The organism is Terrabacter tumescens (assembly GCF_014646815.1).
In the GTDB taxonomy this organism is placed as follows: domain Bacteria; phylum Actinomycetota; class Actinomycetes; order Actinomycetales; family Dermatophilaceae; genus Terrabacter; species Terrabacter tumescens.
The window spans coordinates 33,158-49,209 of sequence record NZ_BMNZ01000007.1 but is presented as its reverse complement, the minus strand read 5'-3'; the positions used below and the strand labels follow the sequence as shown (position 1 = coordinate 49,209).

General features: G+C 71.4%; 13 protein-coding genes. 10 read left to right on the top strand and 3 right to left on the bottom strand.

The window, feature by feature from the left end; genetic code table 11:
* Positions 1 to 80: 80 nt before the first annotated feature.
* The 3 genes from IEY30_RS17550 to IEY30_RS17540 are packed head-to-tail and all read right to left on the bottom strand — an operon-like array spanning position 81 to position 3,272.
* The gene (locus IEY30_RS17550) at positions 81 to 758 is read right to left on the bottom strand and encodes an MBL fold metallo-hydrolase (RefSeq protein WP_030202100.1); all 678 of its coding nucleotides are present in this window, start codon (positions 756 to 758) and stop codon (positions 81 to 83) included.
* Positions 759 to 760: 2 nt separating this feature from the next.
* Positions 761 to 1,462: a maleylpyruvate isomerase family mycothiol-dependent enzyme gene (locus tag IEY30_RS17545; protein ID WP_043417263.1), complete on the bottom strand. Its 702-nt coding sequence runs from the start codon at positions 1,460 to 1,462 to the stop codon at positions 761 to 763.
* Entirely contained in the window at positions 1,449 to 3,272 is a 1,824-nt protein-coding gene (locus tag IEY30_RS17540; RefSeq protein ID WP_030202106.1) for a glycoside hydrolase family 15 protein, read from the bottom strand. The genes IEY30_RS17545 and IEY30_RS17540 overlap by 14 nt, the downstream gene beginning before the upstream one ends.
* A gap of 130 nt (positions 3,273 to 3,402) precedes the next feature.
* Between IEY30_RS17540 and uvrA the strand changes: the two genes are divergently transcribed.
* From uvrA to secG, 10 genes are all read left to right on the top strand, one after another.
* A complete protein-coding gene (gene uvrA, locus IEY30_RS17535; protein WP_052358884.1) occupies positions 3,403 to 6,537 on the top strand; it encodes an excinuclease ABC subunit UvrA in 3,135 nt (1,044 codons plus the stop codon).
* The gene (locus IEY30_RS17530; RefSeq protein WP_081920627.1) at positions 6,534 to 7,097 is read left to right on the top strand and encodes a Rieske (2Fe-2S) protein; all 564 of its coding nucleotides are present in this window, start codon (positions 6,534 to 6,536) and stop codon (positions 7,095 to 7,097) included. The genes uvrA and IEY30_RS17530 overlap by 4 nt, the downstream gene beginning before the upstream one ends.
* A gap of 53 nt (positions 7,098 to 7,150) precedes the next feature.
* The gene (gene uvrC, locus IEY30_RS17525) at positions 7,151 to 9,265 is read left to right on the top strand and encodes an excinuclease ABC subunit UvrC (RefSeq protein ID WP_188960169.1); all 2,115 of its coding nucleotides are present in this window, start codon (positions 7,151 to 7,153) and stop codon (positions 9,263 to 9,265) included.
* Positions 9,262 to 10,179: an RNase adapter RapZ gene (gene rapZ / locus IEY30_RS17520; RefSeq protein WP_030202120.1), complete on the top strand. Its 918-nt coding sequence runs from the start codon at positions 9,262 to 9,264 to the stop codon at positions 10,177 to 10,179. Before uvrC ends, rapZ begins: the two co-directional genes overlap by 4 nt.
* Before the next feature lie 22 nt (positions 10,180 to 10,201).
* Positions 10,202 to 11,167 (top strand): gluconeogenesis factor YvcK family protein, encoded by a 966-nt coding sequence (locus IEY30_RS17515; protein ID WP_229675070.1) that lies wholly within the window; start codon positions 10,202 to 10,204, stop codon positions 11,165 to 11,167.
* A 116-nt stretch (positions 11,168 to 11,283) separates the two neighbouring features.
* Positions 11,284 to 12,264 carry a DNA-binding protein WhiA gene (whiA, locus tag IEY30_RS17510; RefSeq protein ID WP_030202127.1) on the top strand — a complete coding sequence of 327 codons (981 nt, stop codon included), beginning with the start codon at positions 11,284 to 11,286 and terminating at the stop codon, positions 12,262 to 12,264.
* 208 nt (positions 12,265 to 12,472) lie between these two features.
* Positions 12,473 to 13,477, top strand: a complete 1,005-nt coding sequence (gene gap, locus IEY30_RS17505) for a type I glyceraldehyde-3-phosphate dehydrogenase (RefSeq protein ID WP_030202130.1) — start codon at positions 12,473 to 12,475, stop codon at positions 13,475 to 13,477.
* Positions 13,478 to 13,576: 99 nt separating this feature from the next.
* Entirely contained in the window at positions 13,577 to 14,785 is a 1,209-nt protein-coding gene (locus IEY30_RS17500) for a phosphoglycerate kinase (protein WP_030202133.1), read from the top strand.
* Positions 14,785 to 15,597 (top strand): triose-phosphate isomerase, encoded by an 813-nt coding sequence (gene tpiA, locus IEY30_RS17495; protein ID WP_030202138.1) that lies wholly within the window; start codon positions 14,785 to 14,787, stop codon positions 15,595 to 15,597. The genes IEY30_RS17500 and tpiA overlap by 1 nt, the downstream gene beginning before the upstream one ends.
* Positions 15,598 to 15,799: 202 nt before the next feature.
* The gene (gene secG, locus IEY30_RS17490; RefSeq protein WP_030202140.1) at positions 15,800 to 16,045 is read left to right on the top strand and encodes a preprotein translocase subunit SecG; all 246 of its coding nucleotides are present in this window, start codon (positions 15,800 to 15,802) and stop codon (positions 16,043 to 16,045) included.
* Positions 16,046 to 16,052 lie beyond the last annotated feature (7 nt).

Here is a 16,052-nt window from a genome sequence, read left to right as displayed (position 1 = left end):
GCCCACGGCATACGCCATCGGTTCTGCTCGACTCCAGACCAGGTCACCGAGGGCGTATGCCGTGTGGCCCGGACCCGGCGTCACCAGCCGCGGGCGCGCCACTCGTCGAGGTGCGGCCGCTCGGCGCCCAGGGTCGAGTCGTCGCCGTGGCCGGGGTAGAACCACGTGTCGTCGTCGTAGACGTCGAAGACGCGGGTCGTGACGTCCTCGATGAGCGACGCGAAGCTCTGGCCGGGGTTCTTCGTGTTGCCGACGCCGCCGGGGAAGAGGCTGTCGCCCGTGAAGAGGTGGGTGTGCCCGTCGGGGTCGCCGTAGGCGAGGGCGATGGAGCCGGGGGTGTGGCCGCGCAGGTGCACGACATCGAGGGTCACGTCCCCGACGGTGACGGTGTCGCCGTGCGACACGCGCACGTCGACCGGGACGGGTAGGGCGTCGGCGTCGTCGGCGCCGGCCACCGTCCGCGCGCCCGTCGCGGCGACGACCTCGGCCAGGGCACCGACGTGGTCGTGGTGCTGGTGGGTCGTGACGACGGTGTCGAGGCCACCGCCCCCGGCGGACACGAGCTCGAGCAGACGCTCGGGCTCGGCGGCCGCGTCGACGAGCAGCTGAGCGCCGGTGGACCGGCAGGTGAGCAGGTAGGCGTTGTTGCCGAAGCCGCCGACCTCGAGCTTGCGAATCGTCAGCGCGGGCAGCTCGCGCACGCCGGCGGGGCCGCCGGCCGTGACGTGCCCGGTGTAGGTGTCGTCGTGGTGGTTCACGGTCAGCCTCCGAAGGGAAGGGTCGGGACGGGCCCGTCGACGTGGATGCCGTCGGTGCGTCCGCGGGCGAGCCACAGCAGCACGTCGGCGGCGGAGCCGGTCACGCGTGACGCACCGTCGCCGACGACGTGCTCCTCGCCCTCGGCGGTGACGACGTGCAGCGACGGGGGCGCGTCGTGGTGGGCGAGGCGGTTGACGGCGTCGCGCAGGAAGAGCGCCACGACGTCGGCGGGGGCGCTCGCGAAGGAGTAGCCCGCGTCGAGGTCGACGTGGTGGAAGACGAGCTCGCGCAGCCGCATGAAGGGCACCTTGCCGACGGCGATGGGGAAGCCACCCGGCGTCCGCTCGACCCGGACCTCGGCGTGCTCGGGGCGCAGCGCCTCCAGCCGGTCTGCCAGTCGGGCCGCGCTGTCGCGGATGTCGGTCGCGTGCTCGTGGGCCGACCGGCGGGCGCCGCGCTCGATGTCGGCGTCGCGCGACTCGACGTCGTCGTACATCGTGTCGGCGGCCCCGGTCAGGGCCACGTCGCACACCCGCACGAGGGCGTCGGCGTTGCGGGCGAGGTGCGCGAGCACGTGACCGCGCGACCAGCCCTCGCACAGCGACGGTGCGAGCACCGCGTCGTTGCGGAACGAGGCCGCCGTCGACAGGAGGCGCTCGGTCTCCGCCGCCACGAGGTCGGGTGTCACGTCAGCGTGCCGCATGCGTCGCCTCTCCGGTCGCCTTCGCCAGCGCCAGGGCGGCACCGACGAGTGTCAGGTGCGAGAACGCCTGGGGGAAGTTGCCCACCATGCGCTTCCCGATCGGGTCGTACTCCTCGGACAGCAGCCCCACGTCGTTGGTGAGGCTCACGAGCCGATCCATCAGTGCGGTGGCCTCCGTCGTCATACCCGCGTTGGCGTAGGCCGTCACGAGCCAGAACGAGCAGGCGAGGAAGGGGTGCTCGTCGCCGGCGAGCCCGTCGACGCCGGTGTCGGTGCGGTAGCGCATGACGAGCCCGTCCCGCATGAGGTCGGACTCCACCGCGGCGATGGTGCCGAGCATCCGCGGGTCGTCGCCGTCGACGAGGCCGATGGACGACAGGGTCAGCAGCGACGCGTCGACCTCGGTCGTGTCGTAGTGCTGGACGAAGGTGTTGCGCCCGGCGTCGAAACCCTTGCTCAGGACCTCCTCGCGCACGCGCTCGCGCAGCTCGCGCCACTGCTCGACGGGGCCGTCGAGGCCGTGCTGCTCGACGGCGCGGATGGCGCGGTCGAACGCCGCCCACACCATGGCGCGGGAGTGCGTGAAGTGGCGGAGCGGGCCGCGGATCTCCCAGAGGCCGTTGTCGGCCTCCTCCCAGTGGTCGGCGAGGTGGTTGACGAGGGCGCGCTGCAGGTGCCACGAGTCGTCGTTCTCCTCGAGCCCGCGCGAGCGGGCGTGGTCGAGCGAGATGAGGACCTCGCCGAGCACGTCGGTCTGGCGCTGGTCCACGGCGGCGTTGCCGACGCGCACGGGGCGCGACGCGGCATACCCCGGCAGGTGCTCGAGGACCCGCTCCGGGAGGTCACGCCCGCCGTCGACGCGGTACATGATCTGCATGTCCTCGGGGTCACCGGCGACGGCGCGCAGCAGCCAGTCGCGCCAGAGCGCGGTCTCCTCGACGTAGCCGCACCCGAGCAGCGCCTCGAGCGTCAGCGCCGCGTCGCGCAGCCAGCAGAAGCGGTAGTCCCAGTTGCGCTCGCCGCCGAACTCCTCGGGCAGGGAGGTCGTCGCGGCGGCCACGATGCCCCCGGTCTCCTGGTGGGTCAGGCCTCGCAGGACGAGGAGCGAGCGCGTCACGGCATCCGCGTACGGGCCGACGTAGTCGCTGCGGGCGGCGTACTCCTCGCTGCGCATGATCGTCTCGCGGATGCGCGCGCGGACCCGCAGCGGCGGCGGGATCTCGTCGTGGCTGCGGAACCACGTGGTGGAGAAGGTGAAGGTCTCGCCCGCGGCGACGTCGAACTCGTCGACGTGGTGGCCGTCCTGGGCGTGGGGCAGGCGGGCGCCGCGCAGGACGAGCATGTCCGGGCCGGCGATGGCCGTGATGATCTCGTCGGTGTGGTCCTCGCGGTCGTCGGTGTGCCGCGCCACCCACGGGCGGGTGCGGCCGTAGTTGAAGCGCACCGTCCACTCGTGGACCATTCGGACGCTGCCCTCCAGACCGTCGATCCGGCGGAGCAGGTCCGACCGCCCGTCGCCGAGCGGCATGAGGTCGGTGACGCGGACCCGCCCGGTGGGGGTCTCGTGGGTCGTCTCGAGCACGAACGAGTTGCCGACGTAGCGGCGCGTCGTCACGGCGTCGGGGTCGGCCGGGGCGATGAGCCAGCGCCCGTGCTCGGGCGTGCCGAGCAGCGCGGAGAAGCAGGCGCGCGAGTCGAAGCGGGGCAGGCAGAGCCAGTCGACCGAGCCACGACGGCTCACGAGGGCGGCGGTGCCGAGGTCGCCGAGCACGGCGTAGTCCTCGATCGGCGTGGGCACGTGCTCACTCATGGGTGCGAGTATGCCGTCCCGCCGGGTCGTCCGCGCCTGCCGCCCCACGCGCGTGGCGCGGTCCCGGAGCGGGGCCCTCGTGTCCAGCGTTGAGCCGCCGATGGGGGGACTGTCGGTGGCCCCACCTAGCATGTTGCGCGTGACTGTTACGCCCACCGGCAACGCCCATTCCCTCGTCGTCCGCGGCGCGCGCGAGCACAACCTGCGCGACGTGTCCGTCGACCTCCCGCGCGACAGCCTCATCGTCTTCACCGGGCTCTCGGGGTCGGGCAAGTCGAGCCTCGCGTTCGACACGATCTTCGCGGAGGGCCAGCGCCGCTACGTCGAGTCGCTCTCGGCCTACGCCCGGCAGTTCCTCGGGCAGATGGACAAGCCCGACGTCGACTTCATCGAGGGCCTGTCGCCCGCGGTCTCGATCGACCAGAAGTCGACCAACCGCAACCCGCGCTCGACGGTGGGCACGATCACCGAGGTCTACGACTACCTCCGCCTCCTCTTCGCCCGCGCCGGCCGGCCGCACTGCCCGGTCTGCGGCGAGCCGGTGACGCGCCAGTCGCCGCAGCAGATCGTCGACCAGCTGCTGACGCTCGAGGACCGCACCCGCTTCCAGGTGCTCGCGCCGGTCGTCCAGGGCCGCAAGGGCGAGTTCGTCGACCTCTTCGCCGAGCTGCAGACCAAGGGCTTCTCGCGCGCCCGCGTCGACGGCGAGGTCGTCTCGCTCGCCGAGCCGCCCGCCCTCGAGAAGCAGAAGAAGCACACCATCGAGGTCGTCGTCGACCGCCTCGTCGCCAAGGGCGACGACGCCGGCTCCAAGCGCCGCCTCACCGACTCCGTCGAGACGGCCCTCGGGCTCGCCGGCGGCATCGTCATCATCGACTTCGTCGACCGTGACGCCAAGGCCAAGGACCGCGAGCGGCGCTTCTCCGAGAAGATGGCCTGCCCCAACAACCACCCGCTCGGCATGGACGAGATCCAGCCGCGCTCCTTCTCGTTCAACTCGCCGTTCGGCGCGTGCCCGGAGTGCACCGGCATCGGCACCGAGCTGGAGGTCGACCCCGAGCTCGTCGTGCCCGACGACGACCTGTCGCTGGCCGAGGGCGCCATCGCTCCGTGGGCCCAGGGGTCGGGCTCGGCCGAGTACTTCCAGCGCGTCATGGGCGCCCTCGCCGAGGACATGAAGTTCTCGATGGACGCCCCGTGGCGGGCCCTGCCGGCGCGTGCCAAGGAGGCGCTGCTGCACGGCCAGAACTACAAGGTCCACGTCAAGTACAAGAACCGCTACGGCCGCGACCGCTCCTACACGACCGGCTTCGAGGGCGTCGTCCCGTTCATCAAGCGCCGCCACTCCGAGACCGACTCCGAGTGGAGCCGCGACCGCTACGAGGGCTTCATGCGCGAGGTCCCGTGCCCGGTCTGCAAGGGCGCCCGCCTCAAGCCCGAGTCGCTCGCGGTCCTCCTCGGCGGCAAGAACATCTCCGAGGTCTGCGGTCTCGCGATCAGCGAGGCGGCGGGCTTCCTCGACACCGTCGACTTCACGGCGCGCGAGAAGCAGATTGCCGAGCGCGTCATCAAGGAGATCGACGCACGCCTCGGCTTCCTGCTCGACGTGGGCCTCGACTACCTCTCGCTCGACCGGCCCGCGGGCACGCTGTCGGGTGGCGAGGCCCAGCGCATCCGTCTCGCCACGCAGATCGGCTCCGGCCTCGTCGGGGTGCTCTACGTCCTCGACGAGCCGTCCATCGGCCTGCACCAGCGCGACAACCACCGGCTCATCGAGACGCTGACGCGCCTGCGCGACCTCGGCAACACCCTCATCGTCGTCGAGCACGACGAGGACACCATCGCCACGGCCGACTGGGTCGTCGACATCGGTCCGGGCGCCGGCGAGCACGGCGGTCACGTCGTGCACTCCGGTCCCGTCAAGGGCCTGCTCGAGCACCCCGACTCGCTGACCGGCATGTACCTCTCCGGTCGGCGCGAGATCCCGTCGCCCGAGGTGCGTCGTGGCCACGACGGCCGCCAGATCACGGTGAGCGGCGCCCGCGAGAACAACCTGCAGAACGTCTCGGTGAACTTCCCCCTCGGCAACCTCGTCGCGGTCACCGGCGTCTCCGGCTCGGGCAAGTCGACCCTCGTCAACGACATCCTCTACAACGTCCTCGCCAACAAGCTCAACGGCGCGCGTCACGTGCCCGGACGGCACAAGACCGTCACCGGCCTCGACCAGCTCGACAAGGTCGTGCACGTCGACCAGAGCCCGATCGGGCGCACCCCCCGGTCGAACCCAGCCACCTACACCGGCGTCTTCGACAACATGCGCAAGCTCTTCGCCGAGACGACCGAGGCCAAGGTTCGCGGCTACCAGCCGGGCCGGTTCTCCTTCAACGTCAAGGGCGGCCGCTGCGACGCGTGCTCCGGCGACGGCACGATCAAGATCGAGATGAACTTCCTGCCGGACGTCTACGTCCCGTGCGAGGTGTGCCACGGCGCCCGCTACAACCGCGAGACGCTCGAGGTGCACTTCAAGGGCAAGACCATCGCCGACGTGCTCGACATGCCGATCGAGGAGGCCGCGACGTTCTTCGAGGCGGTCCCCGCGATCGCGCGCCACCTGAAGACGCTCAACGACGTCGGCCTGGGCTACGTCCGCCTCGGCCAGCCCGCGCCGACCCTCTCCGGTGGTGAGGCCCAGCGCGTCAAGCTCGCGAGCGAGCTGCAGAAGCGCTCGACCGGGCGCACCATCTACGTCCTCGACGAGCCGACGACCGGCCTGCACTTCGAGGACATCCGCAAGCTGCTCGACGTCCTGCAGGGCCTCGTCGACAAGGGCAACACCGTCATCGTCATCGAGCACAACCTCGACGTCATCAAGAACGCCGACTGGATCATCGACATGGGGCCCGAGGGTGGCTCCGGTGGCGGCACGGTCATCGCGGAGGGCACCCCCGAGCACGTCGCGGGGGTGGAGGGCAGCCACACCGGACGGTTCCTCAAGCCCATCCTCGAGCGCACCGCCCGCACGACGACCCGGGGGACCGCTGCCAGCCGCGCCAAGAAGTCCGCGAGTTCTGCGGGCTCCCAGCCATCTGACGGTGCGCGCACAACGAAGCCCCGCACAGTGAAGGCGTCGAAGACCGCCGCGCCGACCACGGCGAGCGGTCGCTCCCGAGGAGGTGCCACCACGGCTGCCGCGAAGAAGAGCACGTCGAGCACGACCGTGAGCAAGACGAGGACCTCCACCACGACCCGGAAGAGGAACGCATGACGCAGGGCAGCCCCGCCGACCCGACCCAGCCGACCAGCAGCCCGGACACCGCCACGAGCGCACCCGCATCCGTCCTCGACGAGCGGGTCGCGGTCCTCACCGACCGACGCGGGGTGCTCAAGGTGGCCGGTGTCGTCGGCGTCGCGGTCGGCGCCGGAGCCCTGGCCGCCTGCAGCAGCCCGCCCGTGCCGAGCAGCCCTGCAGGCGGGTCCTCGAGCGCCGCAGCCGCGGGTGGTGCGTCCTCGAGCGGTGGTGCCACGGCGTCGAACCCGGCCGGAGGCGGCACCCCGACGTCCGAGATCCCGGTCGGCGGCGGCAAGGTCTTCCCCGACAGCCAGACCGTCGTCACCCAGCCGACAGCCGGCACCTTCAAGGCGTTCGACGCCATCTGCCCCCACCAGGGCTGCACCGTCGACTCGGTCGAGGGCGGGCAGATCATCTGCCCGTGCCACCAGAGCCACTTCGACGCCACGACGGGCGACCGCGTCTCGGGCCCGGCGCCGACGGGCCTGACCGCCAAGACCATCACCGTCTCGGGCGGGAGCTTCACCGTCAGCTGACGGCCGCGCGGGCGGCGTTCGGCGCCGTCGGTGGCCCGACATAGGGTGGGAGCGTGGCGGACCCGACGACCTACCGACCGAAGCCGGGGGAGATCCCGACCGACCCGGGCGTCTACCGTTTCCGTGACGCGCACGGCCGGGTCATCTACGTCGGCAAGGCCAAGTCGCTGCGACCGCGGCTGTCGTCCTACTTCCAGGACATCACGGCGCTGCACCCGCGCACCGCGACGATGGTCACGACCGCGGCGTCGGTCGAGTGGACCGTCGTCCGCACCGAGGTCGAGGCCCTCCAGCTCGAGTACTCCTGGATCAAGGAGTTCGACCCGCGCTTCAACGTCAAGTACCGCGACGACAAGTCCTACCCCTTCCTCGCGGTCACCATGGGCGAGGAGTTCCCCCGCGCGCAGGTGCTGCGTGGCGCGAAGCGCAAGGGCACCCGCTACTTCGGTCCCTACGGCCACGCCTGGGCGATCCGCGAGACCCTCGACCTGCTGCTGCGCGTCTTCCCCGTCCGCACCTGCTCGGCCGGCGTCTTCAAGCGTGCGGCCGCGAGCGGCCGCCCCTGCCTGCTCGGCTACATCGACAAGTGTTCGGCGCCCTGCGTCGGCCGGGTGACGCCCGACGAGCACCGCGCCATCGCGGAGGACTTCTGCGACTTCATGCCCGGCAACACCGCACGCTTCGCCAAGCGGCTCGAGACGCGGATGAAGGAGGCTGCGGCCGAGCTCGACTTCGAGCAGGCCGCCCGCCTGCGCGACGACATCGGGGCACTGACCAAGGCGCTCGAGAAGCAGACCGTCGTGCTCGGCGACGCCACCGACGCCGACGTCTTCGCCCTCGCTGACGACGACCTCGAGGCAGCGGTGCAGGTCTTCCACGTCCGCGGCGGCCGCATCCGCGGCCAGCGCGGATGGGTCGTGGAGAAGGAGAGCGAGGACGTCCCCACGCTGGTCGAGCACCTGCTCCTGCAGGTCTACGGCGACGCCGACCGCGAGACGGTCCCGCGCGAGGTGCTCGTGCCCACCCTCCCCGCCGACGTCGAGGCGGTCACCGAGTGGCTCTCGTCGGTCCGTGGCTCGGCTGTCAGCGTGCGGGTGCCCCAGCGCGGCGACAAACGCACGCTGATGGAGACCGTCCGACGCAACGCCGACCAGTCGCTCGCCCGCCACAAGGTGGCCCGTGCCGGTGACCTGACGCTCCGGAGCAAGGCGCTGCAGGAGCTGCAGGACTACCTCGGTCTCGACGACGCCCCGCTCCGCATCGAGTGCTACGACGTCAGCCACGTCCAGGGCACCAACGTCGTCGCGTCGATGGTGGTCTTCGAGGACGGCTTGGCCCGCAAGAGCGAGTACCGCCGCTTCATCGTCCGCGGAGCCACGACGGGCGAGGAGGGCGACGAGCCCGTCACCGTCGACGACACCGCCGCGATGCGCGAGGTGCTGACCCGGCGCTTCCGCCGCTACCTCGAGGACGCCGAGGGGGCCGGTGACCTCGACCTCTCGACCGGCGTCGTCGGGGAGTCGTCGGGGCCGCGGGCCGAGGCGTCGAACGGTGGCTCGAACGGTGCATCTAACGGTGCATCTAACGGTGCATCGAACGGGGCACTGAACGGAGCCACGGATGACGACGACTCGCCGTCCTCCGGGCCCATCGACCCCGAGACGGGAAGGCCGCGCCGCTTCGCCTACCCGCCCAGTCTCGTCGTCGTCGACGGCGGCCTGCCGCAGGTCAACGCCGCGCAGGCCGTGCTCGACGAGCTGGGCATCGAGGAGGTCGCCCTCGTCGGCCTCGCGAAGCGCCTCGAGGAGGTGTGGCTGCCCCGCGACGACCACCCCGTCATCCTCCCGCGCACGAGCGAGGGCCTCTACCTGCTCCAGCGGCTGCGCGACGAGGCCCACCGGTTCGCGATCACCTTCCACCGCCAGCGGCGGTCCAAGGCCATGACGACCTCCCAGCTCGACGGCATACCCGGTCTCGGCGCGAGCCGACAGAAGGTCCTGCTGCGCCACTTCGGTTCGGTCAAACGACTTCGCGCAGCGGACGTAACGGACATCATGGCCGTACCTGGCTTCGGCCAGTCGCTTGCGTCAGCCGTTGTCAGCCACTTGGCTGAAGGTGCACCGCAGCAGCCAGCCGTGAACCTCACGACGGGAGAAGTGCTCGAATGACCGCCGACAGCAGGCGCACACCGCAGACGCCCCTGGCCGACGCGCCCATCGTCATCGTCACCGGCATGAGCGGGGCCGGGCGCAGCACGACGGCCAACGTCCTCGAGGACCTCGGGTGGCTCGTCGTCGACAACCTGCCGCCGCAGCTGCTCACGCACCTCGCGGAGCTGCGCGACGAGGCTCGCGCGCAGCACCCGGAGGAGCACCTGCAGCAGGTGGCCGTCGTCGTCGACGTGCGCTCACGCGGCTGGTTCGCCCAGCTCGAGGGCGCGATCGGTGCGGCTCGCGAGCGGGGGGAGCGGCCCAGCCTCGTCTTCCTCGACGCGACCGACGAGGCGCTCGTGCGCCGTTTCGAGAGCGTGCGCCGGCCGCACCCGCTCCAGGGCGACGGGCGGCTGCTCGACGGCATCCAGCGCGAGCGCGAGCTGCTCCTCGACCTCAGGTCCTCGGCCGACGTCGTCATCGACAGCTCGGGCCTCAACGTGCACCAGCTGAGCGCCAAGCTGTCCTCGCTGTTCGCGGGGGACCGGCGCGTCCAGCTGCGCATCGCCGTCATGTCCTTCGGGTTCAAGTACGGTCTGCCGCTCGATGCCGACGTCGTCTTCGACATGCGCTTCCTGCCCAACCCGTACTGGGTGCCCGAGCTGCGCTCCCTGACCGGGCGAGACACTCCCGTCAGCGAGTTCGTCATGCGCCAGGAGGGCGCCGACGAGTTCCTCGACCGAGCCGGCAACCTGCTCGACACGATGATCGACGGCTACGTCCGCGAGGGGCGCCGCTACGTCACGGTCGCCGTCGGCTGCACCGGCGGCAAGCACCGGTCCGTGGCCATCGGGGAGGCCCTCAGCGAGCGCCTCGGCGGCCGCGACCGCGTCGACACCTTCGTCGTCCACCGTGACCTGGGCCGCGAGTGAACGGGTGACAGGGACCCGTCCCGTGACAGCTCCGCGCCTACCCCTCGGCTCTCCCCAGCGGCGCATCGTCGCGCTCGGCGGCGGGCACGGGCTCGCTGCTGCCCTGACCGCGCTGCGGCTGCTCACCGACCACGTCACCGCCGTGGTGACGGTCGCCGACGACGGCGGCTCGAGCGGCCGCCTGCGCGAGGAGTTCGACGTCCTCCCCCCGGGAGACCTGCGCATGGCGCTGTCGGCGCTCTGCGACGACAGCGACTGGGGGCACACCTGGCGCGACGTCCTGCAGCACCGCTTCGCCGGCACCGGCGACCTCAAGGGCCACGCCCTGGGCAATCTCATGATCGTCTCGATCTGGGAGCTGCTCGGCGACACCGTCCAGGGCCTCGACCTCGTCGGTCGGCTCCTCGGCGCCCGCGGTCGTGTACTGCCGATGGCCGCCGAGCCGCTCGAGATCGTCGCCGAGATCCGCGGTCACGACCCTGAGCGGCCCGACGAGACCGTCGAGGTGCGCGGACAGCACCGGGTGGCGTCCTCGCCGGGCATCGTCTCCTCGATCGGCATCATCCCGACGTGTCCCGAGCCCTGCCACGAGGCGTTGGCCGGCGTGCGCGAGGCCGACTGGGTGATGCTCGGCCCCGGCTCGTGGTTCACCTCCGTCATGCCGCACCTGCTCGTCCCGGCCCTCGCCGACGCGCTCGTCACGACCCCGGCCAAGCGGCTGCTCAACCTCAACCTCGAGGTGCACAAGGGTGAGACGCGCGACTTCCGCGCCGAGGACCACCTCGCCTCGTTCGCGGCCAACGCGCCCGAGCTGCGGCTCGACGTCGTGCTCGCCGACCCCAGCGTCGTGCCCGACGGCGCGTCGTTGCGGGCCGCCGCCGCCGAACTCGGCGCCGAGCTCGTCGTCGCCCCGGTGGCCGCGAGGGGGGAGCCGGGGGTCCACGACCCCCTGCGTCTCGCGGCCGCGCTGCGCGACGTCATCTCCTGACGGCTCCGTCGTCACCGAGCGGCGACCCCCTCGCGCCGACGGGACGACCCCGGGCAGTCGGAGGGCGCAGGCACTCCCGCGCGAGGGTGCTTGATCGGGGTGGCAGGATGTCGCCCATGGCCATGACAGCAAAGGTGAAGGACGAGCTCTCGCGCCTCGAGGTGACCAAGCCCTGCTGTCGCAAGGCCGAGGTGTCCACGATGCTCCGCTTCGCCGGAGGCCTGCACATCATCGGCGGACAGATCGTCGTCGAGGCCGAGCTCGACACCGCCAACGCCGCACGGCGCCTGCGCCGCAACATCGCCGAGGTCTACGGCCACAAGAGCGACATGCTCGTGCTCGCTGCCGGTGGCCTGCGCCGCGGGTCGCGCTACGTGGTCCGCGTCGTCGAGGACGGCGCGACCCTCGCCCGCCAGACCGGGCTCATCGACACCCGCGGGCGACCCGTCCGCGGCCTGCCGCCCAAGGTCGTCAGCGCGGCGACGTGCGACTCCGAGGCGGCCTGGCGCGGGGCCTTCCTCGCGCACGGGTCGCTCACCGAGCCGGGTCGCTCGTCGGCGATGGAGGTGACCTGCCCGGGGCCGGAGGCCGCTCTCGCCCTCGTCGGTGCGGCGCGTCGTCTCGGCATCCAGTCCAAGGCGCGCGAGGTCCGGGGCGTCGACCGGGTCGTCATCCGCGACGGTGACGCCATCGGCGCGATGCTGACGCGCCTGGGCGCCCACGACGCCGTCATGGCCTGGGAGGAGCGCCGCATGCGGCGCGAGGTGCGGGCCACCGCCAACCGCCTGGCCAACTTCGACGACGCCAACCTGCGCCGGTCGGCGCGCGCCGCGGTCGCCGCCGGTGCCCGCGTCGAGCGGGCCATGGAGCTGCTCGGCGAGGACATCCCCGACCACCTGCGCGAGGCCGGCGTGCTGCGCCTCGAGCACAAGCAGGCGAGCCTCGAGGAGCTCGGCCAGCTCGCGAAGCCGCCGATGACCAAGGACGCCGTCGCCGGTCGCATCCGGCGCCTGCTCGCCATGGCCGACAAGCGCGCCGAGGAGCTCGGTGTCGCCGGCACCGACGCGAACCTCACGCCCGACATGCTGGAGAGCTGAGCCCCAGCCGCACGACGAGCGCCGTCCCCGGCACTCCGGCCCTCCGGGCGCCGCCCCGTCGCGGGCTGAGCGCGTGCTCACCCGACGCTGAGACTGCCCCTCGCCGCTGCGGGGGACGCACTAGGGTGGGTGTGATCACGGTCGCAACGGGGCGGCCCGCGGTCTGGCTTTTCCGTCCGAAACAGTCTCACCGAAGAGGTGCACAGCAGTGACCGTTCGCGTTGGTATCAACGGCTTTGGCCGCATCGGCCGCAACTTCTTCCGCGCCATCGTGGCGTCCGGAGCCGACATCGAGGTCGTGGCCACCAACGACCTCATGGACAACAAGACCCTCGCCCACCTGCTCAAGTACGACTCGATCCTGGGTCGCTTCCCCGGTGAGGTCTCCTACGACGACACGTCGATCATCGTGGACGGCAAGTCCATCCGCGTCTTCGAGGAGCGCGACCCGGCCGCCATCGACTGGGCCGGCGTGGGTGCCGACGTCATCGTCGAGTCCACCGGCTTCTTCACCGACGCGCAGAAGGCCAAGGCCCACATCGACGGCGGCGCCAAGAAGGTCATCATCTCGGCCCCGGCCAAGAACGAGGACATCACCATCGTCATGGGCGTCAACCACGACCTCTACGACGCCGACAAGCACACGGTCATCTCCAACGCGTCGTGCACGACCAACTGCCTCGCCCCGATGGCCAAGGCGCTCAACGACGAGTTCGGCATCGTCAAGGGCCTCATGACGACGATCCACGCCTACACGCAGGACCAGAACCTGCAGGACGCGCCGCACAAGGACCTGCGTCGTGCGCGCGCCGCCGCCCTCAACATCGTCCCGACGACGACGGGCGCCGCCAAGGCCGTCTCCCTCGTCCTGCCGGAGCTCAAGGGCAAGCTCGACGGCTACGCCCTGCGCGTCCCGGTGCCCACGGGCTCGGCGACGGACCTGACGTTCGAGGCCGGCCGTGAGACGACGGTCGAGGAGGTCAACGCCGCGGTCAAGGCCGCGGCCGAGGGCCCCCTCAAGGGCTTCCTCGTCTACACCGAGGACGAGATCGTCTCCAAGGACATCGAGACCGACCCCGCGTCGTGCATCTTCGACGCCGGCCTCACCAAGGTCATCGGCAACCAGGTCAAGGTCGTCGGCTGGTACGACAACGAGTGGGGCTACTCCAACCGCCTCGTCGACCTCGTCGCGCTCGTCGGCAAGTCCCTCTGAGCCTCCCGGCCACCGCCCCATGGCGCTCCTGCGAGCGCCTCGGGGCGGTGGCCGCCTCCATGCCCGGCTGCACCACCAACTGACGAAGAGGCATCCCGCGTGAAGACCACCACCGACCTCGGGGACCTGCGCGGCAAGCGCGTCCTCGTCCGGTCCGACCTCAACGTGCCGCTCGACGGCACCACCATCACCGACGACGGGCGCATCCGCGCCTCGGCCCCGACGATCAAGGGCCTGGCCGACGCCGGCGCCCGCGTCATCGTCTGCGCCCACCTCGGCCGCCCCAAGGGCGCTCCCGAGGCGAAGTACTCCCTCGCCCCCGTCGCGAAGCGCCTCGGTGAGGTGCTCGGCTCCGACGTCGTCTTCGCCGACGACACCGTCGGTGACGACGCCAAGGCCAAGGCCGCCGCCCTCGAGGACGGCCAGGTGCTGCTCCTCGAGAACCTCCGCTTCAACGCCGGCGAGACCGCCAAGACCGACGAGGAGCGCGCCGAGTTCGCCGGCGAGCTCGCCTCTCTCGCAGACGTCTTCGTCTCCGACGGCTTCGGCGTCGTGCACCGCAAGCAGGCGTCCGTCTACGACGTCGCCCGCCTGCTGCCGCACGCCACGGGCGACCTCGTCTCGACCGAGGTCGACGTGCTCCGCCGCCTGACCAAGGACCCCGAGCGCCCGTATGCCGTCGTGCTCGGTGGTGCCAAGGTGTCCGACAAGCTCGGCGTCATCGGCAACCTGCTCGGCACGGCAGACCGTCTCCTCATCGGTGGCGGCATGGTCTTCACCTTCCTCGCGGCCCAGGGTCACGAGGTGGGCAAGAGCCTGCTCGAGTCCGACCAGGTCGACACCGTCAAGGGCTACCTCGAGCGTGCCGAGAAGGAGGGCGTCGAGATCGTCCTGCCCGTCGACGTCGTCGCGGCCGACGCGTTCAGCGCCGACGCCGACCACGAGGTCGTCGCCGTCGACGCGATCCCGGCCGACCGGATGGGTCTCGACATCGGCCCCGAGTCGAGCGCGCTGTTCGCCGACAAGCTCGCCGACTGCCGCACGGTCTTCTGGAACGGCCCGATGGGCGCGTTCGAGATGGAGCCCTACGCCGCCGGCACCAAGGCCCTCGCCGAGGCGCTCGTCGACATCACCGCGCGCGGTGCGCTCACCGTCGTCGGTGGCGGGGACTCCGCGGCCGCGGTCCGCCAGCTCGGCTTCCGGGACGAACAGTTCGGCCACATCTCCACCGGCGGCGGCGCGAGCCTCGAGTACCTCGAGGGCAAGGAGCTGCCCGGTCTGACCGTGCTCGAGGAGGGTGACGCCTGATGGCCAAGGACACCAAGCCGGTGGGGCGCGTGCCGCTCATGGCCGGCAACTGGAAGATGAACCTCGACCACCTGCAGGCCACGCACCTCGTGCAGAAGCTCGACTGGACGCTGCGGGACGCCAAGCACGACCACGCGGCCGTCGAGGTCGCCGTGCTCCCGCCGTTCACCGACCTGCGCTCGGTCCAGACCCTCGTCGAGGGCGACAAGCTCGACCTCAGGTACGGCGCGCAGGACCTGTCTCCGCACGCCTCGGGCGCCTACACCGGTGACATCTCGGGCGCCTTCCTCGCCAAGCTCGGCTGCACCTACGTCGCCGTCGGCCACAGCGAGCGTCGTGAGGGCCACGGAGAGACCGACGCCGTGGTCAACGCGAAGGTCAAGGCGGCATACGCCCACGGCCTGACGCCCATCCTGTGCTGCGGCGAGGGGCTCGACGTGCGCAAGGAGGGCCGACAGGTCGAGCACGTCGTCGCGCAGCTGCGCGAGAACCTCGACGGCGTCACCAAGGAGCAGGCCGCGTCGATCGTCATCGCCTACGAGCCCATCTGGGCCATCGGCACCGGCGAGGTCGCGACCCCCGACGACGCGCAGGAGGTCTGCGCGGCCATCCGCACCCTGCTCGCCGAGCTCTACAGCGGCGACGTCGCCGACGGCGTCCGCGTGCTCTACGGCGGCAGCGTCAAGGCGAACAACGTCGCCGCGATCATGGCCCAGGAGGACGTCGACGGCGCGCTCGTCGGCGGCGCCTCGATCGACCCGGCCGAGTTCGCGTCGATCTGTCGCTACCGCGACCACCTCGCGACGTCCTGAGCACAGCCGTCGACCGGACGGACCCCTGACGGGCCCCTGACGGGCCCCTGACGGGCCCCTGACGGGCCCCTGACGGAACCCGCGAGGTCCGTTCGGTCGATGGGCACTCGGGCAGGTATCCTTGCCCGAGCCCCGGAACATGTGGGGGAGGGGCCGACCGGCCCCACCGAACCCCGGGACCCCGACGATTTGGAGTGACCACGTGGATGCGGTTCGCATCGTGCTGCAGGTCCTGCTGGTGCTGTCCAGCATGGTCCTGACCCTGTTCATCCTGCTGCACAAGGGCAAGGGTGGCGGCCTGTCCGACATGTTCGGCGGGGGCATGTCCACCTCCCTCGGTGGCTCGTCGGTCGCCGAGCGCAACCTCGACCGCTTCACCGTGGCCGTGGCCTCGGTGTGGGCGGCGTCCATCATCGGTCTGGGCCTGCTGGCCCGCTTCGTGAGCTGACAGGAGA